This window comes from Actinophytocola oryzae (genome assembly GCF_004364325.1).
GTDB classification, from domain to species: Bacteria; Actinomycetota; Actinomycetes; order Mycobacteriales; family Pseudonocardiaceae; genus Actinophytocola; species Actinophytocola oryzae.
Genome location: NZ_SOCP01000015.1, coordinates 148,440 through 172,375, shown reverse-complemented (window position 1 = coordinate 172,375; position 23,936 = coordinate 148,440). Strand labels below are relative to the sequence as shown.

Annotated in this window: 22 protein-coding genes and 1 tRNA gene; 12 read left to right on the top strand and 11 right to left on the bottom strand. The window is 64.4% G+C overall.

Going from position 1 to position 23,936, the window contains the following annotated elements; all coding sequences use genetic code 11:
* Positions 1-109: 109 nt before the first annotated feature.
* The 3 genes from CLV71_RS33595 to CLV71_RS33585 form a co-directional block, all read right to left on the bottom strand.
* A complete protein-coding gene (locus tag CLV71_RS33595) occupies positions 110-2,986 on the bottom strand; it encodes a TIGR02391 family protein (RefSeq protein WP_133906912.1) in 2,877 nt (958 codons plus the stop codon).
* A 413-nt stretch (positions 2,987-3,399) separates the two neighbouring features.
* Entirely contained in the window at positions 3,400-4,452 is a 1,053-nt protein-coding gene (locus CLV71_RS33590) for a tyrosine-type recombinase/integrase (RefSeq protein ID WP_133906911.1), read from the bottom strand.
* A complete protein-coding gene (locus tag CLV71_RS33585) occupies positions 4,449-4,931 on the bottom strand; it encodes a hypothetical protein (RefSeq protein ID WP_133906910.1) in 483 nt (160 codons plus the stop codon). The genes CLV71_RS33590 and CLV71_RS33585 overlap by 4 nt, the downstream gene beginning before the upstream one ends.
* 296 nt (positions 4,932-5,227) lie before the next feature.
* On the opposite strand from CLV71_RS33585, the gene CLV71_RS50750 reads away from it, so the two are divergent.
* From CLV71_RS50750 to CLV71_RS33570, 3 genes are all read left to right on the top strand, one after another.
* Entirely contained in the window at positions 5,228-6,463 is a 1,236-nt protein-coding gene (locus tag CLV71_RS50750; protein ID WP_424923928.1) for a phosphoribosyltransferase-like protein, read from the top strand.
* 185 nt (positions 6,464-6,648) lie between these two features.
* Positions 6,649-7,773, top strand: coding sequence for a reverse transcriptase family protein (locus CLV71_RS50745; protein ID WP_133906908.1), 1,125 nt, complete (start codon positions 6,649-6,651; stop codon positions 7,771-7,773).
* Positions 7,774-7,880: 107 nt separating this feature from the next.
* Positions 7,881-8,975, top strand: coding sequence for an SIR2 family protein (locus tag CLV71_RS33570; RefSeq protein WP_133906907.1), 1,095 nt, complete (start codon positions 7,881-7,883; stop codon positions 8,973-8,975).
* A 186-nt stretch (positions 8,976-9,161) separates the two neighbouring features.
* On the opposite strand, the gene CLV71_RS33565 is transcribed toward CLV71_RS33570, so the two are convergent.
* Both CLV71_RS33565 and CLV71_RS33560 read right to left on the bottom strand, forming a co-directional pair.
* The gene (locus CLV71_RS33565) at positions 9,162-9,356 is read right to left on the bottom strand and encodes a hypothetical protein (protein WP_133906906.1); all 195 of its coding nucleotides are present in this window, start codon (positions 9,354-9,356) and stop codon (positions 9,162-9,164) included.
* An 84-nt stretch (positions 9,357-9,440) separates the two neighbouring features.
* Entirely contained in the window at positions 9,441-9,830 is a 390-nt protein-coding gene (locus CLV71_RS33560) for a hypothetical protein (RefSeq protein ID WP_133906905.1), read from the bottom strand.
* Positions 9,831-10,307: 477 nt separating this feature from the next.
* Here CLV71_RS33560 and CLV71_RS33555 point away from each other — a divergent pair, with 477 nt between their 5' ends.
* Positions 10,308-11,579 (top strand): transcriptional regulator, encoded by a 1,272-nt coding sequence (locus tag CLV71_RS33555; RefSeq protein ID WP_133906904.1) that lies wholly within the window; start codon positions 10,308-10,310, stop codon positions 11,577-11,579.
* Here CLV71_RS33555 and CLV71_RS33550 read toward each other — a convergent pair.
* The 3 genes from CLV71_RS33550 to CLV71_RS33540 all read right to left on the bottom strand — a co-directional run bounded on the left by CLV71_RS33550 (position 11,568) and on the right by CLV71_RS33540 (position 13,980).
* Positions 11,568-11,918 (bottom strand): signal peptidase I, encoded by a 351-nt coding sequence (locus CLV71_RS33550; protein ID WP_133906903.1) that lies wholly within the window; start codon positions 11,916-11,918, stop codon positions 11,568-11,570. The two genes, CLV71_RS33555 and CLV71_RS33550, sit on opposite strands and share 12 nt — an antisense overlap.
* The gene (locus CLV71_RS33545) at positions 11,918-13,459 is read right to left on the bottom strand and encodes a transcriptional regulator (protein WP_133906902.1); all 1,542 of its coding nucleotides are present in this window, start codon (positions 13,457-13,459) and stop codon (positions 11,918-11,920) included. Before CLV71_RS33545 ends, CLV71_RS33550 begins: the two co-directional genes overlap by 1 nt.
* Before the next feature lie 137 nt (positions 13,460-13,596).
* Positions 13,597-13,980: an XRE family transcriptional regulator gene (locus tag CLV71_RS33540; RefSeq protein ID WP_133906975.1), complete on the bottom strand. Its 384-nt coding sequence runs from the start codon at positions 13,978-13,980 to the stop codon at positions 13,597-13,599.
* A 165-nt stretch (positions 13,981-14,145) separates the two neighbouring features.
* On the opposite strand from CLV71_RS33540, the gene CLV71_RS33535 reads away from it, so the two are divergent.
* The 6 genes from CLV71_RS33535 (at position 14,146) to CLV71_RS33515 (ending at position 19,988) form a co-directional block, all read left to right on the top strand.
* Complete coding sequence (locus CLV71_RS33535; protein WP_133906901.1) at positions 14,146-14,352, top strand: helix-turn-helix domain-containing protein; 207 nt, start codon at positions 14,146-14,148, stop codon at positions 14,350-14,352.
* A complete protein-coding gene (locus CLV71_RS33530; RefSeq protein ID WP_133906900.1) occupies positions 14,349-14,672 on the top strand; it encodes a WhiB family transcriptional regulator in 324 nt (107 codons plus the stop codon). Before CLV71_RS33535 ends, CLV71_RS33530 begins: the two co-directional genes overlap by 4 nt.
* Positions 14,669-14,989 (top strand): hypothetical protein, encoded by a 321-nt coding sequence (locus CLV71_RS33525; protein WP_133906899.1) that lies wholly within the window; start codon positions 14,669-14,671, stop codon positions 14,987-14,989. Before CLV71_RS33530 ends, CLV71_RS33525 begins: the two co-directional genes overlap by 4 nt.
* Positions 14,986-15,720: a hypothetical protein gene (locus tag CLV71_RS33520; RefSeq protein WP_133906898.1), complete on the top strand. Its 735-nt coding sequence runs from the start codon at positions 14,986-14,988 to the stop codon at positions 15,718-15,720. The genes CLV71_RS33525 and CLV71_RS33520 overlap by 4 nt, the downstream gene beginning before the upstream one ends.
* Positions 15,717-17,861 (top strand): cell division protein FtsK, encoded by a 2,145-nt coding sequence (locus CLV71_RS48080; protein WP_166664365.1) that lies wholly within the window; start codon positions 15,717-15,719, stop codon positions 17,859-17,861. Before CLV71_RS33520 ends, CLV71_RS48080 begins: the two co-directional genes overlap by 4 nt.
* A gap of 375 nt (positions 17,862-18,236) precedes the next feature.
* A complete protein-coding gene (locus tag CLV71_RS33515) occupies positions 18,237-19,988 on the top strand; it encodes a recombinase family protein (protein ID WP_133906897.1) in 1,752 nt (583 codons plus the stop codon).
* On the opposite strand, the gene CLV71_RS33510 is transcribed toward CLV71_RS33515, so the two are convergent.
* Positions 19,970-20,053 (bottom strand) — tRNA-Leu (locus CLV71_RS33510). The two genes, CLV71_RS33515 and CLV71_RS33510, sit on opposite strands and share 19 nt — an antisense overlap.
* A gap of 72 nt (positions 20,054-20,125) precedes the next feature.
* Here CLV71_RS33510 and CLV71_RS33505 point away from each other — a divergent pair.
* A complete protein-coding gene (locus CLV71_RS33505; protein ID WP_133906896.1) occupies positions 20,126-21,445 on the top strand; it encodes a M20/M25/M40 family metallo-hydrolase in 1,320 nt (439 codons plus the stop codon).
* Positions 21,446-21,598: 153 nt separating this feature from the next.
* Entirely contained in the window at positions 21,599-22,144 is a 546-nt protein-coding gene (locus CLV71_RS33500; protein ID WP_133906895.1) for a DUF2231 domain-containing protein, read from the top strand.
* A gap of 6 nt (positions 22,145-22,150) precedes the next feature.
* Here CLV71_RS33500 and CLV71_RS33495 read toward each other — a convergent pair whose 3' ends face one another.
* Positions 22,151-22,363, bottom strand: a complete 213-nt coding sequence (locus CLV71_RS33495; protein ID WP_133906894.1) for a DUF5703 family protein — start codon at positions 22,361-22,363, stop codon at positions 22,151-22,153.
* Complete coding sequence (locus tag CLV71_RS33490; protein WP_133906893.1) at positions 22,360-23,352, bottom strand: YncE family protein; 993 nt, start codon at positions 23,350-23,352, stop codon at positions 22,360-22,362. Before CLV71_RS33490 ends, CLV71_RS33495 begins: the two co-directional genes overlap by 4 nt.
* Positions 23,353-23,936: the final 584 nt, after the last annotated feature.

The following is a 23,936-nucleotide window of genomic DNA, read 5'->3' as shown; positions in this document are numbered from 1 at the left end:
AGCCCCCGATGACAGGCATGTACTGGCCATTTTCGGGGTCTATGAGAACACAATTACAGAACGACCGAATGTTGTGCCTTCACAGGTTCGGTCGCCGCTCGTCAAATGTCTAGGGCAGGATCTGGTGTATTGCTCCTGCGCCAAAGTCGGCGATATAGAGTGTTCCGTCGAGGTCGCTCGTCAGTTGGTTGGGGTTAACCAGACCGTCAGCGACCGTCACAGGCTCGGCCGTTTGGTCGTGGGGCAGTCGCAGGACGCGGCCTGAACGGGAGTCGCTCACGTAGATGTCGTCCCCTACGTAGGCGACTCCGCCGAGTTCGGTCAAGCATTGGTTTGCCAGTAGGTTGACGCCCTCCGCTTGGCCGTGCGGAATCCGCCACAACAAGTTGACGCGCTGCGGTGGCTCCGCGTTGGGCCGGGGGCCACACAGCACCAGGAGATCGTCCGCCGAACACGCGACAGCGATTGGTACACCCTCGAACGAGGCAAGTTGGGTCGCTGTGCTGTCCATGGCCACGCGGTGGATCGTGCCACTGTCCATGGCGACCATGAGGTCTTCGTTGTCCCAGACGAACGCCATGGGTGTGCCGAGGCAATCCGGGTTGATGATGTGGCTGGTGGCGTATTCGTCGTGATGATGGAGCACCTGGATTTCGCGGATCCCCGTGATCCGTACGGCGAGCTCGCCATCGGCCCTGGCGGCGAGGGTATCCGTTCCCAATAGGACCGTAGGCATCCGTGGCACGGCGGCGATCAGTCGATAAACCCCTTCCCGCCCGACTCTCCACAGTTGGGTCCCGCGGGTGCTGACCACTAACCCCTTCGCGGTGGAGGCGATTCCAGCAACGGGGGGCAAGCCGGTGAGCAGTTCGGTTACGGTGCCGCGCGGGTGGCTGGCGATTTCGACGCTGGCTTCGGCGGAGCAGCCGGCATGCAGGCATCGTAGCGTGGTGGCGCCTGGTGCCTTCGCGATTACCGCGCCGCCTTTGTAAAAGACGGTCTTCTCGTCGCTGGTCTCGATCTTCGGGTCGTCCAGTGGTTCGGTCCACCTCGCGGTGCCATCGGTGAGATGCGCGAGCACCCGCAGTGGCGTTTTGGCTCCGATGCGCAACCGTAGACGACTGGGTTCCATACTGATGTGCATCAACCGTATGGGGTGTGCAGGCGCGACCGGCTGGCCTTCGAACAGGGTCGAGACCTCCCAGAGCTTGCGCAGGGACCCGCCATCGCGGTCGCCTACCCACGCCCCGCCGATCGCCGCGGTACTTGACCAGTGCCAGCTCACGTAGTGACCGACCGTGTACGCCTCTCGCGTTGGCAGGATGCGTTCACTCGCAGTACCCGCCTCCAGGCAGTACAGCCGCACCCCACTGACGTCGAGTTGCTGCTCGCCCTCCGCGTCGCCATAGAGGGGCAGGTTCACCTCGATGACTCGGTACCACGAGGACAGCCCCGGCTCGCTGGTGAGCCAGACGGTATGAGCAGCACCCTGACGGTGGCCGTCGACCAAATGGATACGGTGCTCTCCAGGCGCCACGCGGGCGACGTCGACAACCAGAGTCCCTGGCCGATAGCTGAGTTTGTCCAGCCGAGTCGTCTCGTCCAGCCAGACCTCCACCTGGCTGCTCGCACGGTCGACCCAGAGGGTCAGGGTATGGCCCTGTCGGTGCTCGTAGCCCCGGACGATCGGGGCCCGATCGATGTCGCGATCCAGCAGGTCCAGCAACGTGCTTGCGTGGGCCAACAGCCGCATGCACTCGTAGCGTGACCGGCACGGCAGAAGGGGTCGATCTTTGTGCGACCGGTCGCCCTTGAACAAGCCGATGGCGCCGCTGAACAGCTCGACGAGTCGATCCTTGTCTTGCTCTCGGGCCGTAACACGGATCGGCTCGCGTCGCTCGACGAAGGCGGCCTTGATCAACTCGTTGCCGATCGCCGCGTTTTGTGTCCGTTGCTGGAGCTCATGTTCGACCCGGCGAAAGGCCGCGAAAATGGCGTCATCGAACCGGTTCGCACTGACGAGATCCGCGCTGACCTCGGTGATTTCCGCACGCAACATCGGCAGGAGAACGTCCAGATCCCCAGTCCGCGTCGGGACACCGGTTTCCACCTCAGTCAGTGCGCTCTGAACGGTCACCGGGCCGTGAAAGATATTCACTGATCCCTGGCGCAGGGAGTTCACGTTCTGGGCGGCCAAGCGCTCGCGCTCAGCCGACTCGGCGTACTCCAGGAGCGCGTCCGGCCCCTGCAGCCGCCGGTAGGGCCGTAGACGCCGGCGATCGATGGTGAGCTCCCACAACCATGGCTCTTCTTGCTGCCAATTAACGCCTATCCAGAAATGGGGAAGAAGATCAACCAGTACCCGCACCCGCGACAGCGCTGCTCGTGTGCGCACGAAGTCAGGCGTCTCGTCAGGGTCCTGCGCCGGTGCGGATTGCTCCGTCTCGGTATCGGACTCGGCGCCGGCTGCGGACTCCACCGGTCCAGGTCGTGCTGACTCAAGGGGCAACTCCAGGTACGCCGCGAAGTCCACGCTTTTTGCTACGAGCGGGGTCTCGCCGTCGTCCGACGCCTCACTCTCAACCTTCACGACCCAGGCGACGAACCGGGCCGAGAGGTCCAGGTCCTGCCGACCACCCGCGCACATCGTTACGCCGCGCAGGGTGAGGCGCACTGCATCGCGGTCCGAGAAGCCGTGGGCCTGCCATGGCCTGGAGATGTAACCTTCCGGGATCGCGAGCAACGCTGCTTGAGCATCCTCGACCCCCAGGTCACGGTCAGCCCGCAGGTCCACAGCCGTGAACGTGGGCCAATCTCCACGCTGACTCATCAGGTCGTAGATCAACTGAAGCAGGCCTTGATCGGTTGCGTTCACCGCAGAGCCGTTGTCCACACCCGTGACCCCCTTCCGTTCGCGCTGTCCCGTACCGCCGGGTGTGGCGAACACCGAGATCACTGTTGTTGCTAGAACGATAGCGGTGATCATCTGGGCATGAAGGCCCGACACGGCATGGTGGGACACCCGGCGAAATTTGTGTTCGGCGAAGCCGGCACGACCTCGACAGCATCGCCGAGCATGGGTCGCATCCCGGACCCGACAAGGGCCCGAACCGCAGGTCGCCGGCACGGCCCGGGCCCTGCTGACATCACGGAAGGGTTACGAATCCAATCTGCCCCCGCCCGACACGGTCCCTGACATACGCAGAGTCATCTGTTTCCCACGGCAGTGGTACTGGTACCGCTCGCGATGGTCGGTGGTACCAGTACCAGCCCGGCTGTGGATCGGTGCTGGTGTGTGCACAGATCCGACCTGACGGCTGACGTTGCGGCGGATTGACAAGACTATCTATCCACTGGTACCGGCTCCACGAGGGAACCGGTACCAGTACCACCGCGAGGTTAGCTGGCGAGCGGATGTGGCTCGCCGGTGAGAGCGGACAGCGCTGTGGCGACGTCGTGGACGGCGGCTTTGACGTAGGTCATGGTGGCGTTCTTGGTGTCTCCTTCGTCGAAGTGGCCGGCGTAGGCGTGGGCGATGGCGAAGCCGAAGTTGCGTTCGACCCAGGTGAGGGTGGTGTGGCGGATCCAGTGGGCGGATACGTTGAGGGTGGTGATCCAGGGGAGGTGGCGGCCGAGGCGGACCCAGAGGTGGTCGTAGCGTCGGTGGGTGATCGGGTTGCCGTTCCGGTACCGCAGCAGCTGCCCACTCGGGTCATCGGCCGCGCCTCGGGCCTCGGTGTGGTCGAGGAGCGCGGTCATCAGCGATCGCGAGACCGGTTGCCAGCGGGTGGTGCCGTCTTTCTCCCGCAGGTAGATCAGGCACTGGTCCTCGTTGAGGTCTCGGGGGCGTAGGGCTAGGGCGCCGCCGGTGCGGCAGGCTGACTCGGTGTGGAGCCGCAGTAAGAGCGTGTCGAGTTCCGGGTCGTCGCCGGTAGTGCCGGCGTAGAAGTTGATCTCGCTCATCTGGTCGTTGGACAGTGCGTGTCGGTTGGAGCCCTGGCGGCGGGGTTTGGCGGTCCGGCGGGCGGGGTTCTCGTCGGGTTTGATCAGCTCGTCGTCTTCGGCGTGGCGGTAGATGCAGCGGAGGGCGGCGATGAAGTTCTCGGCGGTGCCGCGGCCGCCGCGTGAGTTGCGGCGGGGGACGGCGTTGGCCTTGATCTCCTCCTCGAACTGCTTGATCTCGGTCGCGGTCGGTTCCAGCAGGGTCCGCGTACCCCACTTCGCGCGGATCCGGTTCCAGTACGAGCCGTAGGTCTTGGCGGTGCCGGGGGAGACAGCCTTCTCGACCTCGGAGATGTAGGCGTCGAAGGTGGGCACCGGTGGCCGGTCGGCGGGATCGGTCATCAGGTCGGCCGGGTCGACGCCCATGCGCTGGAGCATCATCCGCGCCGCCGCCATCAGCTCGCGGTCGCCCGTGGTTCCCGGTCCTGCGGGTGAAAGGTTGGTCGTCATCGTTGACCACCGCCCGCTGTGCCGGTTGTGGTCAGGGTGGCGTGGTAGGTGGTGATCATCGTGTCTAGCGCGGACAGGGGGTGCACGACCAGGACGTCGTGGTTGGGGTCGGCGGCCATCAGGACCAGATCCCGGGAGTGCAGGCCGCTGCGGTGCCGTACCGCGGCTGGGATCATGAAATAGGGCTTGGTGCCCATGGCGAACGCGCCGGTTTCGTCGCGGTGGGCCACGATCGAGCCGCCGACCAGGGCGATGTGGAGGCGGTCGCCGGTTGTCCAGCCGAGAGCGTCGATTGTGGACCGGTTGGTGATCACACCCCAGGTGTCGATCTTGCCCATGCCGTACACGAGCGTGCCCGTGCGCGGCGGGGCGAGGAGATCGACCACATCGAGGTGCGCGTTGCGGGCGGCGAGCCGCTGCCGTCCCGCTCCAGGCGTGAGCTTGGGCGGGATCAGCGGGGCGATCTTGCGGTCAGCCACGGCGACCACCCCCGGGAACGAACGCGGGGAGGACGCGAGAGATGAGCGCAGCGTGATAGGAAGGATACTGGCTGCTGCCCGGGGATTTCCTGGATATCGGTGTCCGAGGACGGAGTTGCACATTATTCACCCGTTGCGTGCTCCTCCGGTGAAAGCTCGCATGGGTGGAGCCGTGCAGCTTAAGAGCGTGTCAGCCGACCTCAGGCTGGGAGCACTTTTTCCACGGATGATGAAATATTGCTGTCGACCCCGTTCTAGGGGTCGCGTAGGTCCGGCCGTTCGACGATGATGTTCAGATGGAACCCAAGCGCCCGAGTCGGACCACTCGGGGTGTCGCATGGCTGCAGAACTTCAGCGAGCCGGATCGACCGGCTGCGGAGCTTCTTGTCGATAGTCTGCAGGTCGCAGACGCGACCATGATCCGCGTGGGCCTCCGTGAGAAGATCGAATCGCTCGGTAGTGAGCTACCGTCTGGTACGCATGCAGTATTGCTGCCGATCCTCTCCGCGGAAGATATACCAGGGTCGAATCAACCCGGGCATCGGCATGTTGCATATACGACTTTTTCCCCTGGCGATCCTATCTCATCTACGCCAGGTAGTGAGGGCGCCGTTGGGAATCTGATTCGGGATTTCACGGGTGATCGGCCAGGTCGAGAACCATCAATGTGGCTTCATCCGGCTACCGATGTTTACGACCTTTATCGAAGGCGTTGTCGTGCTTTCGTTCTTGTGACCGACTACTCTGGATCAGGTACTCAAGTGCAACGCTACGCCGACATGCTTGTTAGACATCCTAGGATCCGGAGTTGGCGTTCTTTTGGGTGGATAAAAATCGTTGTCGTCGCGTACGCCGTGTCAGCCGTGGCCCATCGGCGAATAGCGCGGACGTCGAGCGTTGACCGCTTGCTGGTGGCCGCTCCGGCACCGTCGTTTGAAACCGCCGATTGGACAAAAGAAGAGCAAAAGCAAGTAGAGCATATCTGTCGTCGATATGTGCCACGTTCAAAGTCAAGCGGCACGGGTCTCGGGTTTGCTGGTAGCGCTGGGCTGTTTGTCATGCACACGGGTGTGCCCAATAACGTCCCCGAGATACTGCGTAGCAGGAGAAAGGGTTGGTATCGATTCTTCGATGGCCGAGTATTTCCATCAGAGCTCGTGGCGGAATTGGGCGCCTATGTGCCCAATCGCGATCTTGGGAGAGTCGTCAAGCAGGCCAGTCAGGCGAGGCTGTCGAAAGCTTTTGATGCGGGTCGCTTCCGTCGCCCTATTGATCTGCTGCTGGCGGTTCTTGCATTGGTCGGACATAGTCAACAAACTGAGACTCTCATTGCCCACAGGCTGAATATATCCGAAACCGAAGTTCAGCAATACCTAAACTTGCTAGCAGGTCTCGGATTTGTCACTCTCCTGCCGCTTCGAGTAACCGCAGCGGGGCGCGCTGAACTTCAATTCTCCAAGAGAATGGATCGTGTCGCGACCGCGCATCTGGAAGGATCGACGTTGCCGTACTATCCTCAGCGGTTGAGGTGAGGAGACTTGTGGAACACCTAGTGATGCCGATACATGGTATCGGCGCGTTGAGTCCTATGGCTCAATGGTTGCGGCTGACTGCAACCGCCGGACGAGCCTGCGCTACGGTTGGCGAGGCGAAGCCCTCTGGCCCGACGGAGACTGGGGAGGACTTCGCCTCCCCTGTCGGGATATCACCAAAGTAGATGGACCACTCGTCTCCTCACCTCTACCGGCAGGCCGGACTTGCGGCTGGAGTCGAAAGAGCTGTGCTCGACCACGCCCTTGAACAGATGGTGCGCAATGAAGCCCGCGACGCATTGCCGATTTTGAGCCTCAAGCACTTGGCGCACCTTACCGGCGCGCCATACCTGTACTTGCGCGATATTGTCGCGCGTGTAGCTGATCCTTATACCGACATCGTGGCACCGAAGAGGTCTGGCGGAAAACGGCACATCTCTGCTCCTGAGCCGGGACTCATGGATGTGCAACGAGTCATATTGAAACGAGCGCTTGGAAACATTCCCCAGCATCCTTCTAGCTTCGCCTACCGGCAGGGTATATCGATTGTTGAGTGCGCCCGACGTCACTTGGGTGCCAGGTGGCTTGTCAAGCTTGACTTACATGATTTCTTCGGAAGTATCTCTGAGCGGCAGGTTTACCTGGTATTTCGCGCGAGGGGGTACTCTCGGCTGATGTCGCTAGAGTTGGCGCGACTTTGCACTCGTGCTGGCCTGTCCGGATCGCAGAGGGTTGGCTCAACTCGCTATAGTGCAATTCCATCATATGCGGTGAATACAGTAGGTTATCTACCGCAAGGTGGGCCAACAAGTGGCGCACTTGCCAATGCGGTTGCAACACCGATGGACTATGCACTTGCTGGGTTAGCTCAAGAGTGGGGTCTTGTCTATACTCGGTATTCCGATGACCTCGTATTTTCAGCTGGTCACGGGTTTAATCGGGCAATCGCTGTACGGATTATTGGTAAGGCTACAAGCGCTGTTCGTTCGCAAGGATTCATTTTGCATGAAAGGAAGACAAGAATCATCCCGCCAGGCGCTCGCCACATCGTGCTTGGACTGCTAGTCGACGGTGATGTTGTTCGCCTTACTCCGGAATTTCGACGCCGGATTAATGTACATTTACGTGGAGTCGATAAGTTCGGTCTCCGGTCCCATGCAATACACCGCGGGTTCCGATCTCTGTTTTCGTTTGTTAACCATATAGATGGTTGCCTGGCTTTTGCTATGAGTGTGGAACCGGAGTGGGCGCGTGAGACTGTCAGCGCTTGGCGACAGATATTGCGCGCACAAGCGTTTCCCGTCAATTGACATAGCATGCGCAGGTGTCACGATTGATGTCGCTCCGACTTTTGCATACTGCGCACTTATTTTGATCTTAGTGAAATGTCCCTGCGGGATATTGCGGGAGAGTGATAGTGACCATTACCGTTCTGATGGGCAACGGTGTGTCTATTGCGGACAACCCGGATTTGAATGTGACGAGCTTGTCAACTCGCCTTGCAGACGAGTTTGCCAAGCTTGGTGGCGATCAAGCGAATGAGGTGCTTGCCCACCTTGCGAATGCTATTAACCCGGAGGACGAGCCGTCTGGTTTCGAAAGTATCCTTGGTCCACTCGACCTAATGGCCACTGCGCTCGCGGCGATTGCGCCTTTGCCAGCAATGTTTGGGACTGATCAGACTGAGATCGTCAACCAGATAGAAGCTTCTTCCGGTTTCTTGAGAACTGTGTATACGCGAGGTGTTGCGATTACTCTGCGCGCCATCGATAAAGAAAGTATTAGCACGTCCACCTTGGATAAGTCAGTCACTACCCGCTTTGTTGAAGCTGTCAAGGCGCTCGACAGGTCGTCGTCCGTGACGATCGCGACACTTAACTATGATAGTCTGCTTCTGCAGGGTGTACTAGACGATTCTTCAAACGTATCTGATCTCGCTGCCGGATATGCGAAAAGTTCAAGTAGTATTACTGATGAAGCCTTGGTCGATTGTTGGGCGATACGAGGTGTGGACAACCTCCCTCCTTCTCCGATCGTCGTTATACAATTGCATGGCTCCTTAGGATGGCTAAATTCTCCCGAAGGAAGAGTGTATAAATTCAGGCTAGGCGACCTTCGAGCTGTCGAGTACTGGGAGAGACTCGAACAAGGTAGGACGCTCTGGACCCCGGCGGTAGTTCTCACCAGTCAAGCAGGCAAAGTGCGACTTGTCGCCGAGCACCCGTTCAGCCTAGCTTATGAGGCATTTCTTGGCCGCCTGCGCGCTAGCGATATATGGATCATTTGCGGATATGGATTTGGAGATCAAATCCTGAATCGTCGGCTAGGAGAAATTTTTCGTTCTAGCGCGAAAGTGAGACGAGTGCTAGTGATTACCTACGGAGAGCATCCTTCCGAGTCAACCGTGTATAAAGCGTTAGGCGATCCTGAGGATCAGTCTAATGATATTGTCATCTGCCGCGACGGATTGCCTGCAGGATTGAGTTGTGAACATTGGGATTTGTTTAGCTGATTCCGAATCCAATGTCCTTCTTGCCCGCCAGACCTGGACCTGGTTGCTGTTTGAGAGCCTTGTATGCTGCTTCACGGTTTCGGTGTAGTCCAGTTCGCTCGGCGGAGTGGTGTCTAAGAGAGTCGGCGCTGGTAAGCATCAGTGTGTCTCCGGCGAGCAGCGCTTGGTTGCTCCGTGACACCAAGATCACGGTTTCTCTTCGTTGTCCGGCTGGTGCTGATGGTTCGGTGTTATGAGGTCAAGTGTTGTGATGAGGATCTTCATCTCGTCGAGACGCTTGGCAATCTCGGCCACGTGCCTCTCAATGGCGGCCAACCGTGCATATACGGCGGCGTTGCTGGCACCTGGAGTGCTGCGGCCGGGAGTCTGCGAGCTGCGCATGTCGCCCCTTCTCTCGCCCTAGGCGTGGGCGTAGTGACCTGCAGTGACGCGTGTGCTTCACTTGAAATCATCGTGGTGTCAGCTCTAGATCAGCTCAACGATCTCGGTGCGACATCCCCACGACCTTGACGCGGCATCTGTGCAGGTGGGAGGGGCTTCAGCATGAGGTTGCATCGGACGTTGCTCGAACAGATGATCAAGGAACGGCTTCAGACTTTCGAGGAGTTCGCTGAGTTCGCCGAGCTCTTCGCTCGTGATCACGGTGAGCCTGGAACCATCAGTGTTCGGCATCTTCAGCGGCTCGTTGCCGGTCGGGGGGTCGGTGGCCAGCCGCTCGGCGCGGTTCGCCCTGCTACCGCTCGGTTGCTTGAGCGGATCTTTGGGGTAAGCGTCGAAGAGTTGTTGTCGCCACCTGCCGAGGTGGCCCCGGCTGACGCAGAGGAACCAGCCCCGGCTGAGCAACAGGAGCGTCACATCAGGGAGGTGCGGTCCGTTGAAGCGAATCTGAAGTTTCGGACTGCGCGAGAGTCGACGCCGTCTCCCACCACACCGGGCTACAGCATGAGTCGAGCTGAGCTGGCGGAAGCTGTGAACGAGTACCTGTGGCGGACGACCAAGAAGCACTACACGTCTCTCGACGCTCAGGCCGTTGGGCGGTACGAACGAGGTGAGGTTCGATGGCCGACGGCCGTGTACCGCACTGCCTTCCGAGCGGTCCTCGGTGTAGCAGCCGATATTGACCTCGGGTTTTGTCCCCCTCTTCGGGCAGGGAGCACGTCACGGAGGCCGATCGCATCAGCGTCGGCACCTGACTCGTTGGTGCGCTCACACGGTGAGGCTGCTGACGCGACCTCGGCGACTATGACCGGGGCAGGTGCGCGTCAACTCGGGGTGAACGCTGCGGAGGTTCGCCGCGCATCAACTGCCATTGGACCCGAGGGGAGGTCGGGCGTGGCGCGCGCCGAGTTGCTGGAGGATCTCGGCGGTTGGGTGGCCGATTCGACTCGGAGGAGGGTGGCCGAGCGGCTTGAGACGTGGGATCTCGGCGACGCGCGGGAGCGAGGCTTTGCGCTGCGGAACGTCGGCCGAGGCCAGCTCGCGCAGGCATTGACGGACTACTACGGCGACAGCGCCCCACCTCATCGGGTGTATACCGCAGACGTCGATGGTCAGCCAGTGTGCACCTCGGTCCTGACTCGAACGGACTGGTCCCATGCGGCCTTGCCGCTGAGGTCCGACACGGAGCAGGTGGCGCTGACCGATCCTGAGTTGGAGAGCATCGATCGAGTAGTCCACGTGGACAACCCTGTCGCCGTGGAGCGGCTCGCCGAGGCCGCGGCCCTGGGCGTGCGGATGACCAACAAGCCGCTGTATCGGCTGGTCGACGTCGACATCCGAGACGGTGTCCTGGCCGGGGGCGTGGGGTTGGCATCGTTCGGTGTTTATGCGCTGACGATGGACCTGCTGGAGCGCGAGATAGCCGAGGCGCTGGTGGCCGGGAGGGATACCCGCCCTGGAGACCTACCGCTGCGTGACCGGTACCTGCCCGACCTCGCTGCCGTGCTCGATCTGCCGAATCGGGTGTGCGCGGGTGGGGTCGCCGGGCTCACCGCGATCGCGCGGCCGGCCGACCCGTATCGCGGACCCGCGGACTACGCGCTGCTGGTCCAGGAGCGGTCCGGACAGGTCGTAAACGGTGCCGGGCGGCTCGCAGTCATACCCAAGGGGTTCCACGAGCCGTTGACCGACGTGCGCGGTGACGCGCGGATCAGCTCGACCCTGCTCCGGGAGATGGAGGAGGAGTTGTTCGGACGTGCCGAGGTCGACTCCACCACTGGGCACGGCAGAGCAGCGGCACCCATGCATCCTGGGCGGCTTTCCGAGCCGATGCGGTGGCTGCTCGACGAGCCTGGGCGGCTGCGGACCGAGTGCACGGGCTTTGGGCTCAACCTGGTCAGTGGGAACTACGAGTTCGCCGCGTTGGTGGTCATCGACGACGAGGAGTTCTGGCCTCGGTTCGGGGGAGTGATCGAGGCCAACTGGGAGTCGGCCGGTTTGCGGATCTACTCCAGTCTGGATGAGCACTTGATCAGCAAGCTGATCATGGACGAGTCGTGGAGCAACGAGGGGTTGTTCTCGTTCCTGCAGGGGGTGCGGCGGCTGCGTGAGATCGGTGGGCCGCGTGTGCGGCTGCCGAGCGTCGAGGTGGTGTCAGGTGGCTGACGGCCAGCGGACGACCATGACCACCGCGTCGGTCAGGGACTCGTACGAGTGGTCGATGCCTGGGCCCCACATCACGTAGTCGCCCTGCTTGGACAGGACCTTGCTGCCCTCCGTCAGGTCCACCCGGAACTCGCCCTGGATCAGGACGACCAGCGTTGTGCGCTGGTCGTCCTTCGTCCATTCATGGCGTACTTCGCCTGCCTGGTGGGTGGCCCACTTGACCTCTACGTCTTTGCTGTGGCGGACGCCTTCCGACGGGTGGATGAAGTGGCCCAGCAGCCAGCCGCGGTTGTCCTTCGTGTCCTCTGCGGCGTTGCCGGAGCACCAGTTCGCTGCCACTAGCTGATCTCCCACTCGATCGTCGGCGCACTGACCCTGTCTCCGCCTACTTCGCTCAGTCTGCGGAGGCCCTGGAGCAGTGCGAACAATCCCTCGTTGCTCCAGGTCTCGTCGGCTGCCAGTTCGCTTAGTAGATCACGGTCCCTGCTCGAATACTGCCGCAGACTCGACGCTTCCCAATTCGCCTGGATCTGGCCGCCGAAGCGAGCCCAAAATGTCTCGTCGTCGATGACGATCAGGGCTGGGAACTCGAAGTTTCCGCTGACCAGGTTGAGGCCGAACCCGGTGCATTCCATGCGGAGCGTGTCCAAGTGGTCCATCAGCCATCGCATCGGCTCGGACAGGCGGCTGGGGTGCATCGGGTCGGCTTGGGTCTGCTCGCCGTACGTGCTGTCGACGTCGTCGCGGCCGAACAGCTCCTCCTCCATCTCTCGGCGGAGGGTCGCGCCCAGGTGCGAGTCGGACCGGTAGTCGGTCAGGGGCTCGTGGAAGCCCTTCGGGATCACGGCCAGGCGGCGAGCTGCGTTGACCACGTGACCTGACCGTTCCTGGACCAAGAGCACGTAGTCGGCCGGGCCGCGGAACGGGTCTGCTGGGCGTGCGATCGCGCATAGGGCCAGCGTGCCGCCTGCGCAAAGGCGGTTCGGCAGATCGAGGACCGCGTCCGTGGTTGGTAGGTACGCGTCCCGCAGGGGGAGTGTGCCGGGTTGGACCGGGGTACCGGTCGCGATCGCGTCTACCAGCTCGCCTTCCAGCAGGTCCATGGTCAGGGCGTACCGCACGAAGCGGGTGACCTCGGCCGTCCCCGTGATGGCACCGGGACGCGGTTCGATGCTGACCAGGCGGAACAGCGGGCTGTCAGTCATGCGGATGTTGAGGGCCAGCGTCTCGGCGAGCCGCTGTGCTGCCCGGCTCGCCATGTCCTCGGACAGGTCGACGTTGACGTCAGCGGTCGTGTTCGTGACGGTCAGGCGGTCGGCGGGTGGGATCAGTGGACAGTGCAGGTCGAGCCATTCCGCGCGGGTCAGGACGCTGGTCAGCGCGCCTGCCGCGGCGTACTGGCCGTGGTCTCCGCGGTGGTCGCCGTAGTACGCGCGGAGCACTTCGGCGATCTGGCGTTGGTCGACGCGGCCGCGGCGCGTCCCTCGGTCCTGGAGTTGCCGCAGGTCGATGCGTTCCAGTCGGGCCGCTACGTCTCGGCGCGCTGTGCCCGGCTCCCAGCCTGCGTGCAGGTCGAGCCAGTGGAGAGCCGCACTGATGTTCGGGTCCGCGCTCAGGCGGTGCTCGGCGTCGCTTGACGGGGCGGCTTTCTCGCCGGTCAGCTCCGCGAACCGAGCCTTGACCGCGGGGGCGGCCCTGTCGAGCGCCGTGTCCAGGAGCTGCTGGATCTCCGACTGCGGGCGGGCTGTTGGCTTCTGGTGCCAACCGGCGATGGTGCGTGCGCTGACGCCGAGGTGCTGGGCGAACGCCTCGTGGCTCAGGCGCATCGCTGCCTGCAGTGCGCACGCTGTTCGGCCCGTCCAGCCTTCTGCCGCTGCCACTCAATTCCCCCGAGTTCGTGATTTATGCAGTGGTTTTGCGGTGCTTCTGCAGTGGTTGTGCATGGGTTCCCCGGCGAATTCGCCGTGGAATTGGAGGCATGGAAAACGCACCGCTCAGCAACCGGAATCGCACAGCTCTACCTGCCGGGTTTCACGTTCTTGATGACCGTCGACAGGCCCGTTTTCAGGTCGTCGAGACGCTCGGTGATCTCGTCGAGTCGCTGTTCCAGCGAGTCGAGGCGGGACCACAGGGTTTCGTCGTGGTCAGTCACCGGCTCGTTGGGTTCGGGCGGACGCCGGCCGTGGAGTACGGCGTCCAGGTGGTGCGGGTGCCAGCCCAGCGTGATGGACAGGGACTCAAGGGTTCTGGCACTTCTGCGGCGCTCCACCGTGTGGTGTTGAAGCTCGCGGACGATCGCCTGCGACACCCGGGAGCGTTCCGCCAGCTCGCGCTGGCGCCAGCCCAGCTCGTGCACGCGCTCGTTGATCGCCTTCGCGACCGCAGCCCAGTCTTCCGACACCCATTCCTCCGCGCTCCGCCTCAGCGCTGAGATTAGCGCTTCTCGTTCATTTCGCGGCTCAATACCGCGCGTTTCGCGGCGCGGGCGGACAACTGTGTCCGCGTTTGCGCTGAAATCAGTCTTTTCGAGCTGAATTCGGCTTGCGATCACAAAGGATTTTCTGTCATGGGGACACCTATGCCCAAATCCGGGCACCGGAAGTACTACAGCGTCGATGAGGCCGCCTGGCTGCTCGGCGTGGCGCGCTCGACCGTCAGCAGGGCCATCCGGACCGGGGAGGTGCCTGCGGTTCGGCGGCGCAACCGCCTCGTTGTGCCTGCTCACGTGGTGGAGCGACTTTTCGGCGAGGCGGCTGGGGGTGAGCGGCAATGAACTACTACGAGGAACTGGCCGCTCAGCTCGATCGATACGAGCACGTGCCTGATGACGTGCTCTGGGAGATCGTCACGCGTGACGGCAGTTGCACATGGCTCTACGCGAACGATCTTGAGCCGGATTGGACCGGCGACGAGCTGACTGACCGGGAGGTTGCCGCCCGGATCTGTGCTGGGTGCACCGTGCGGTGGGCCTGCCTTGAGCTGGAGCTGCGGACGCACGGCGGGCAGTCGCTCGGTGTCTGGGGCGCGCTGCCAGGTGCTGACATCCGGGCGCTCTACCCCGTGTGGCGGGCTCGGAGGGGGAGGTCGGCATGACGTTCGACCTGACTCCTACCGAGGTGCTCGCCGGTCTGGGCGTGCTGATGACGGTGTTCGTGGTCTGGCGGGCTGGTCTTCGTCGGGCGCGGCGGGCTGCGGACGCGGCTCGTTCGGGTGGTCGGCTGCTGTCGCTCGGCGGTCGTGTGCTGGCCCTGGCCGGGCTGATCGTCGGTGTTCAGTGGCTCGTGATCAGCCATCCGTCGGCCGATCCATGGCTGGTTCTTGCGGTGCTCGGGTTGCCTGCGCTGTTCGCGTCGTACGCGCTGACCAAGGCGTTGACCGTGACCACGTCGGATCGGGGTGGTCGGCGATGACGGCCCAGGACGCGCGGCACGTGCCGCTGAACACTGCGCAGAAGCTCGCGCAGGACGCGGCCGAGGCCGCCGAGACACGGGCGTACCTGACGCACCCGGATGTGGTGGCGTTGCGGATCGAGCGCGTTCGGTCGCAGGTGGACCGGATGTGCTGGGCCGGGATCGTGCTCGGGCTGGCGTTCACGATGACCAACGTGCAGGGGTTCGCCTCGGCGGGCAGTCCCGCGTGGTCGCTGGCCTGGCTCGCTGCTTGGGTGCTCGATCCGACCGTGTCGTTGGTGCTGCTCGCGATCCTGCGGGCGGAGCAGGTGACCGCTCGGTACCAGGTGCAGACCGGGCCGTGGGTGCGGCGGGCGAAGTGGCTGACGCTGGTCGCTACGTATGTCATGAACACGTGGGCGTCCTACGCGGCCGGGTCTCTGGCGTCGATCGTGCTGCACTCGGTGCCGCCGTTGGTCGTGTTCGTCGCGGCCGAGGCGATCACGGACCTGCGGGACAAGCTGACCGAGGCGGTTGGCGTGGCGTACTCGGAGGCGGGCGGTCGTCCGGCGGCGGAGCGGCCTGCGGTTCGGCGGAAGCTGTTCGCTGACTACCTGGAGGATGCGCGGTCGGCGTGGACGTCTGACGTGGTGATCTCCTCCGGCTGGGTTCGGGAGGTCACCGGGTGCTCGCGTGGGTTGGCTCCGCGTGTCGCTCGGGCGCTCGCGGATGAGGTTGGTGGTCGGCCATGAACGCTCACGAGCCGTCCACGGAAGGCCACGAGACCTTGCCCGTGCGGGCCGAGTCGCGGGAGGTCCTGCCTGCTGATCCGGTGTACGACGCTGAGCTGGTCGAGGAGCCGCACTACTACTCGCCTCGGCTCGGGTGGTTCGCGTCTTGGTGGATGCGGTCGCCGCGGGTGCCGGTCTGGCTCAAGAGCCGGCGGCAGGCTGTGCAGGTTGGAAAGGATCTGCTGGTCAGCGCGTTGCGGGCACCGGATCGGTTCCTCGGTGCGGTTGTGCGCGGGCTGGTCGTCGCAGCGCGGTGGTGGCGTCGGTGGGTGACGGTGCGGGAGTACCGGGAGGCCGCCGAGTCGTCCGAGAAGCTGGCGGACAAGTTCGTTGAGATACGGGCGTTGACCTTGTTCCGGTGGAAGGTGACCGGGGCGGTTGCCGTGGTCACCTTGCTCGGCGGTGCGGTCGTTGACCTGGTCTACGGGCGTCGTGGGCTGTGGTTGCTGATCGGGATCGTTGCGGTCGCGTTGGCGGTGCTCGGGCGGCGGCGGGATGGCAGTCCAGGTCGCAAGGCTGTGCTGGCCGGGCCTCGCACGCTGATGTGGACCATGGATCCACAGGTGCTCGTGGACGCCTTCCGGGACGCGAAGCTCATCGGCAAGGACGAGACGTTGCGGCTCGTGGAGCGGGCGACGCGTGTCGGTGACGGGTGGGCGGTCGTGGTGGACCTGCCTGCGACCCGGAAGGCCGCGGACGTGATCAAGAACCGGGAGGCGCTGGCGTCTGCGTTGGCGGTCGACGAGGTGCAGTTGATCGTGGAGCGGGTCCGCGGGAATGGCGGGCACGCCGGTCGGGTCTCGATGTGGGTCGCGGACTCGGACCCGTACGCGTCTCCTCCACTTCGGACGCCGTTGCTCGCGGCGCAGCGGTGGGACGCGTGGCGGCCGGTGCCGTTCGGCCGGGACGCTCGGGACAGGCGGATAGACCTGCCTCTGGTGTGGACGTCGCTGCTTGTCGGTGCGATTCCTCGACAGGGCAAGACGTTCGCCGCTCGGTTGGCCGCGGCCGGGCTCGTGTTGGACCCGCACACGCGGCTGTACGTCGCGGACTTCAAGGCCGGGAAAGACTGGGACGCGGCCGGGCAGGTGGCGCACCGGTTCATGTCCGGCGACGAGTCCGCGCACGTGGTCGAGCTGGTCGGATGGCTCGTGGAGCTGGTGGCCGAGGTCCAGGGCCGGTATCGCCGGATGCGGGAGCTGGATGACGTGATGTGTCCGGAGTCGAAGGTGACGCCGGAGATGTCGCGGGACCGGGCGCTCGGCATGCCGATCACGGCGGTCTTCGTCGATGAGGTGCAGGTGCCGTTGGAGGACCGAACGCCGGTCGACGTCGAGGGAAAGCGGCTCGCGGCGGGGGAGTACGTCGGGGAACTGCTCACGTGGCTCGCGAAGAAGGGGCCAGCCGCCGGGATCGTGCTCGTGTTGGCCACGCAGCGGCCGGACTCCAAGACGATCCCGTCGGGGCTGCGGGCGGTGCTCGGGTCGCGGTTCGCGCTGCGGGTCATGGATTGGCGGGATTCGAACATCGTGCTCGGGGAGCAGATGAACACGCGCGGGTACGACAGCAGTCGGCTGCTCGCATCGCACAAGGGGGTGGGCATCCTGCGGCCGGACGGCGACACGCAGGCTGGGGCGGACGTACTGGCTTTGACCGTGCGGACCTACTACATGCCGAACGAGGACTGGCAGGTCATCTGCCAGCGTGGCCGGGCGCTGCGGGAGGCCGAGGGCACGTTGACTGGTCATGCTGCCGGGGATGCCTCGATGTCAGCGCTCGACCACTCGGCGGCTGTCCGCGCGATCGGGACAGGTACGTGCCGACCGTCGCGATCGGATGACGTTCCCGAGCCTCTCGCCAGAATCCTTGATCACCTGGACGAGTTGGGTGACGTGCCGGAGTTCGTCTCGACTGCCGAACTCGCCGAGGCGCTGGAGTTCGATCCCGCGTGGCTCGGTCGGCGGCTTGCCGAGTTGGGATGCCAGTCGACGCGTGAGCGGGTGACGTCCGAGTCGGGGAAGGTCCGGCAGATCCGCGGCTACCTGACAGCCGACCTGTTCGCCGCTGCCGAGGACTCCGGATCATCGGATGGTGAGCTGTGACAGGACAGCGGGAATGCCGTCACACGGACCGGCCGATGCCGTCTTGCTGTCACACCGGCTGTGACGGCAAGAAATGTGGCTTGACCTGCGAAGACGGGCGATGTGACGGCATTTGCGGAGAGGCTGAGTGCCGTCACAACGCCCCGAATGGCCCCTCCCCGAGGGTCGAATCGAGGCGGATTGAGGATGCTGTCACAGCGTGGGCAGCCGGTGAGCGTGTCTGGCGTGAAATCAGCTCTCCCGAGGATGGGGTCACGGTGCGGCTGCCTGCCGGGCCTCCGACGCTGGCACCACGCGCGGCACGCGCTCTTCTTGCGATACTGGTCGAGCTGACTGACGCTCCGGTGCTGGACCGGCCGGGAAAGGGGACGTGCGATGACCGCTGAGATCAGCTCAGATCCGTGGGCGACGCTCGACGAGATCCTGGGTGTTGAGCCTGTCGCCGAGGTCGAGGAGGGGATCGGACCGGTCGCGTTCTACGGACGCTGCTCGACGGAGGACAACCAGGATCCGGAGACGTCGCACGGCTGGCAGTTGGGCAACGCGTCGAAGTTCGTCGGGCCGCTTGGCGGGGAGGTGGTTGCCGAGTTCTTCGATGTGGGTCAGTCCCGGTCGGTGCCGTGGGAGCGTCGGACGGACGCGTCTCGTCTACTGGCCGCGTTGAAGCGGCCGGACCGTGGGTGGAACGCGGTGGTTGTGGGCGAAGGGACGCGGTGCTGGTTCGGTAACCAGTTCTCGTTGATTGCGCCGCGGTTCGCTGCCTACGGGGTGGAGTTGTGGGTGCCGGAGCTGGGCGGGAAGTTCGACGCTCGGAACCCGTCGCACAAGATGCTGATGAGCGTCCTCGGCGGGATGAGCGAGTCTGAGCGCCAGCACGTCCAAGCCCGAGTGCGGGCCGCCATGGATGCGCAGGTGATCAACGAGGGAAGGCACCAGGGCGGTCGGGCGCCGTACGGGTACAAGGTCGTCGATGGCGGGCAGCATCCGAACCCGCGGAAGGCGGCGGAGGGCTATCGCCTTCGAGTCCTGGTGATCGATGAGCCAGCGGCCGAGGTGGTGCGGCGGATCTTCTCCGGGTACATGGCCGGTCTCGGCGACCGCGCTATCGCCAACGGGCTCAACCGAGATGGCGTGCCGTGTCCCTCGGCGCGACGGCCGGAGCAGAACACGCACCGGCTCGCCGATGGATGGCAGGGCAGCACGGTTCGGTCCATCTTGGAGAACCCGCGTTACACGGGATACGCGATCTTCGGGCGGTGGACCAAGCAGGAGGCGCTGCTCGACCCGGACGACGTAGCGGCCGGGCACGTGGTCCGGTTTCGTCGGTCCACTCCGGACCGGATCGTCCGGTCTCGGAAGCCTGCGCACCCGGAGATCATCTCTGTGGAGGACTTCACGCAGGCTCAACTGCTGCGGCGTTCCAAGTCGGCTGGTGGGTTGCGGACGGCTCGGAAGACGGAGCGTTCGGCGCGGCCGGTGAAGCAGTCGTACTTGTTCCGGGGTCGTATCCGGTGTGCGATCTGTGGGCGGAAGATGGAGGGGAGTCCGCGCAAGCATGCCATGTACTACCGGTGTCCTGCCAGGACGCTCGCGCCGGGTTCTCCGTCGTTGGCAACGCATCCGGGTGCGGTCTACCTCCGTGAGGACACGATCCGGGACGCGGTCAACGAATGGTTCGCTGAGTTGTTCCGCCGGGACCATGTTGACGAGACCGTTGCCGCGCTCGTGGCCTCTCAGGACGGAGCCAGGCGGAAGGCAGTCGGGCGAGACGCGGCGGAACACCGGCTCACCAAGGCGGAGGCGGAGATCCGGCGGTTCCAAGCAGCGATCGCGGCAGGGGTTGATCCCATGGCGCTGGTAGAGGTGATCAACACGGCGCAGGCTGAGCGGGCGGCTGCTCAGGCGGAGATCAACAACATACCCGCGCCGAACCTGATGGAAGCCGCCGAGGTCTACGCGCGTCTCGACTCCCTGGGAGACGTGCCTGCGACGCTGAAGCGGGGGAGTAGAGAACGATTGGCCGAACTCTATGCAGGCACAGACCTGCAGGTTCTGTATGAGCCAGGGGATTCCACCGCTAAGATTTCGATGCGGGTGAATAGTGTGCGTGTCCGAGGGGGGACTTGAACCCCCACGCCCGTTAAGGGCACTAGCACCTCAAGCTAGCGCGTCTGCCATTCCGCCACTCGGACTCTGTGGTGTGCATAGCGTAGCGGACGGTCTTCGGTGGGCTCGTGGGGGGTGGGCAGTGGTAGGAAGGGGCCGTGACCGAGCTGACTGACCTGGCCCAGGACGAGGCCGTTGAGCTCACTAGCGAGCTCATCCGGATCGATACCACCAACACTGGGGAACCCGAAACTACCGTGGGGGAGCGGGCTGCCGCCGAGTATGTGATCGCGAAGCTCGAGGAGGTGGGGTACGAGACCACCTACGTGGAGTCTGGTGCACCTGGGCGGGGGAACGTCTTCGCTCGATTGTCGGGGGCGGACACGGCGCGTGGTGCCTTGCTTGTGCACGGTCACCTGGACGTGGTGCCGGCTGACCCTACCGAGTGGTCTGTTCATCCCTTCTCTGGCGCTGTGCAGGACGGGTACATCTGGGGCCGGGGCGCCGTCGACATGAAGGACATGGTCGGGATGACCCTGTCCACGGCTCGGCGGTTCAAGCGGGACGGGATCGTGCCGCCTCGGGACCTTGTCTTCGCCTTTCTCGCCGACGAGGAAGCCGGGGGCGCTTTCGGGTCCCAGTGGCTTGTCGACCATCGGCCCGATCTGTTTGACGGGGTTACCGAGGCCGTGGGTGAGGTTGGGGGGTTCTCCGTCACCCTTGGGGAGGATCTTCGGGCTTACACGATCGAGATCGCCGAGAAAGGGATCGCCTGGATGCGGCTTCGGGCGCGGGGGAGGGCGGGGCACGGGTCGATGCTGCACGACGACAACGCCGTGACCAAGCTCGCTGCGGCCGTCGCGCGGCTTGGGGCGCATGAGTTTCCGCTTGTCGTTACCGACTCTGTGCGTTCGTTTCTGACCTCTGTCACCGAGTTGACGGGGCTCGAGTTCGATGAGGACAACCTGCCTGGCGCCGTGGCAAAGCTGGGGCCCTTTGCCCGCGTTGTGGGGGCCACTCTGCGTGATACGGCTAACCCTACGATGCTCACTGCCGGCTACAAGGCCAACGTCATCCCCTCGCTTGCCGAGGCCGTTGTGGACTGTCGGGTCCTTCCTGGGCGTGAAGCGGCCTTCGAGCGGGAGCTTGACGACGTGCTCGGGCCTGACATCGAGCGGGAGTGGGTTACGCACCTGCCCGCCGTCGAGACCACCTTCGACGGGGACCTCATCGCCGCTATGACCGCCGCCTTGCAGGCCGAGGACCCCGGCGCGCGGACGATCCCCTACGTCCTCAGTGGTGGGACCGACGCCAAGGCGATCCACACGCTCGGGATCCGGTGTTTCGGGTTCGCGCCGTTGCGGCTGCCGCCCGATCTCGACTTCACCGCCCTGTTCCACGGGGTCGACGAGCGGGTTCCTGTCGACGCCGTCAGGTTCGGGGCGCGTGTGCTTGACCGGTTCCTGCGTCACTGCTGACCTCGCGTGTTCGGGCAGCTCGGAGGCCGCCGGGCTGCCCGAACGTGCGCACTGCACCTCGGTCGGCGTGTGGGTGGTGCTTGCGGGTGAACCATTCGCCTTAGCGGTGCGTAACCAGCCCACAACGACATCCGAACACAGACGGAGGCATTCGTGCCCGAATTCATTGGCGGGCTCCCGGTCCACCCGCTGTTGGTGCACTTCACCGTGGTGCTGATCGTGATCGCCGTCGTCGGCTCTGTGCTCACGGCCGTGTGGCCCGCGGTGCGTCGCCGTTACGGCTGGCTCGCGGTGGGCGCCTCGGCGATCGGCACCCTGCTCGTGCCGTTCACGACCACCAGTGGCGCGAACCTGGCTGCGCGGTACCCGAACAACCCGGCTATCGAGAAGCACGAGGCGCTCGGTGACCTGATGATCTGGTGGGCTGCCGGTCTGACGGTGGCGGTCGGCGCGCTGATGGTGGTGCACACGATGGCCGCACGTCGGGTGACCACCAAGGTGGCGGTCGGGTCCGGCGGGGCCGAGGACGTGCGGGAGACGGAGCCCGCGAAGGCTCCCGTCCTGGTCGTGATCGTGCTCGCGGTGATCACTGTCGGTGTCGCGGTCGGTGCGGGGATACACGTCTACCGTGTCGGCGACGCCGGGGCGCGAGCGGTCTGGGAAGGTGTCGAGAACCTTCCCGTGCAGAACGGTGGCTGAGCGGGCCTAGGTACTCAGACCCGGCAGGAGGCCGCGGGCGCGGCGTCGTTTGAGCAGCACCCGTCGGCTTCCGTCGGAGTACAGCCGGACGTTGGACAGCTCCCACCCGGCGAACTCGGCGTGGATCGAGAGCTGCGTGGCCGCTGACCTGCGGGAAACTCCCGGCGGAAGGCGCAGCGGCCGATACTCCCAATCCCCGTCGACCACCTCTGAGCTCATATCGAAATCACCTGAATCCCATCTCCGGTGCCGGACGCGACAATGACGCGACCGCTGGTCGGGTCCACCGCGACGGTGTTGGGCTGGGACACCGTCGGGAAGCGGTACTTCTCCTTCGGCTGCTCGCCGGCCACGTCGTAGCCGACCACTTCGTTCGTCTTGGTCAACGTCACCCAGGCGATGTCGCGTTCCCGGTCGTACGCGATCGCGTACGGGGCGCCGGCCACCGGGTAGCTCTGCCGCAGCAGCAGCGGGTCCAGTGAGAACGCGAGCAGTGCACCGCCTCGGGTGTCGGTCACGAGGACCCTGCCGTAGCGATCCGTGACGGCGTTCGTCGCGCCGAGGCCCGCTCGCAGGCCCTGTTTGATGTCGCCTGCCTGGACGTCCAGCTGGAACACCGCGTTGCGCAGGCGGTCCAGGACGACCGCGCCCTTGCCGGTGGACAGGACCTGGTCGGCGCTCATGAGGTCGCCGGTGATCATGTTCTGGATGCGGTCGTCCTTGACCACCGCGACCGCGCGTTCGTCCTTCACGGCCACCAGGGTGCGGCCCTCGAATGTCGTGGCGCTGACGGGTTTGCCTCGGAACTCCTCGGTCGCCGGGCTCGTGCTGCCGTCGGTGGTGAGCCTGATCACCTGGTTCTTACCGGTGGCCAGGAACGCGCCCTGGTCCGCGGTGAGGGACTCGGACTGGAGCTGGACGGTCTTCGTCGGCGACAGCGTGTCACCGCTCAGGCGGTACAGCTGTATGTCGGTCGTGGTGGCGACCGCGAGGGTGTTGCTGTCGGGGTCGAACGCGGCGGCGGTGGCGGTCCCGTTCAGGGCACTTACCGTGCCTGCGGGCTTGGTGGCGGCCGGTGGTGAGGTGGCCGCGGTGGCCGCTACCGGGTTGTCGGTCACCATCAGCTCGTCGCTCGGCCCGTTCGAACTGCAGCCAGAGCCGACCGCCGCGCAGACCATCAGCAGCACGGCAACCTTGCGACGCAACATCGACCTCCGGCGCGTTACCCGGTCTCGCCGGGCTTATGCCGCGCCGGCGGGACATCTGTCCAGCATCCCCTAAAGACGCACTGGACGCTAACCCCCGTTACGGGGTGCCGGTACGCGGGGTCGACTACCGACTGTCAGCGGGCCGTAACGGACGCGGTCGAGAAGTCCCCGGCGTCCCTTCCACGATCGTTGGCTCCAGCTGTCACTCCCCCGACCTTGCGACTCAAAATCCACTACTAACTATATAGATGTCCGATTATTGCGCCGAGCGTGGGCGGCGCGAGCACGCCTGCCTCCAGCAGGCAATACGCAGAGAGGAGAAAAACCTTGAAGGAAACCTTGGGGAAGGGATAGCTGGGTGGGGCGCTCGTTGCGTGGAGAGGGCAGTCGAGGCTCGCTTCTTGGTGGGGTGCGGGGGAGCGGTAGCGCTTGTCGAGGCGCACGAAGGGGTGCCGTCGCTGGCGCTGGCCTGCCGATTTGCAGTCCTGCGTGGTGCGGGCCGGCGGCGGTGCCGGACGTCTGCGATGTGCGGCCGCCGTGCGTTCGTTAGTCGCGCGATAGTCGGGGCGGCATCACGGTGGACA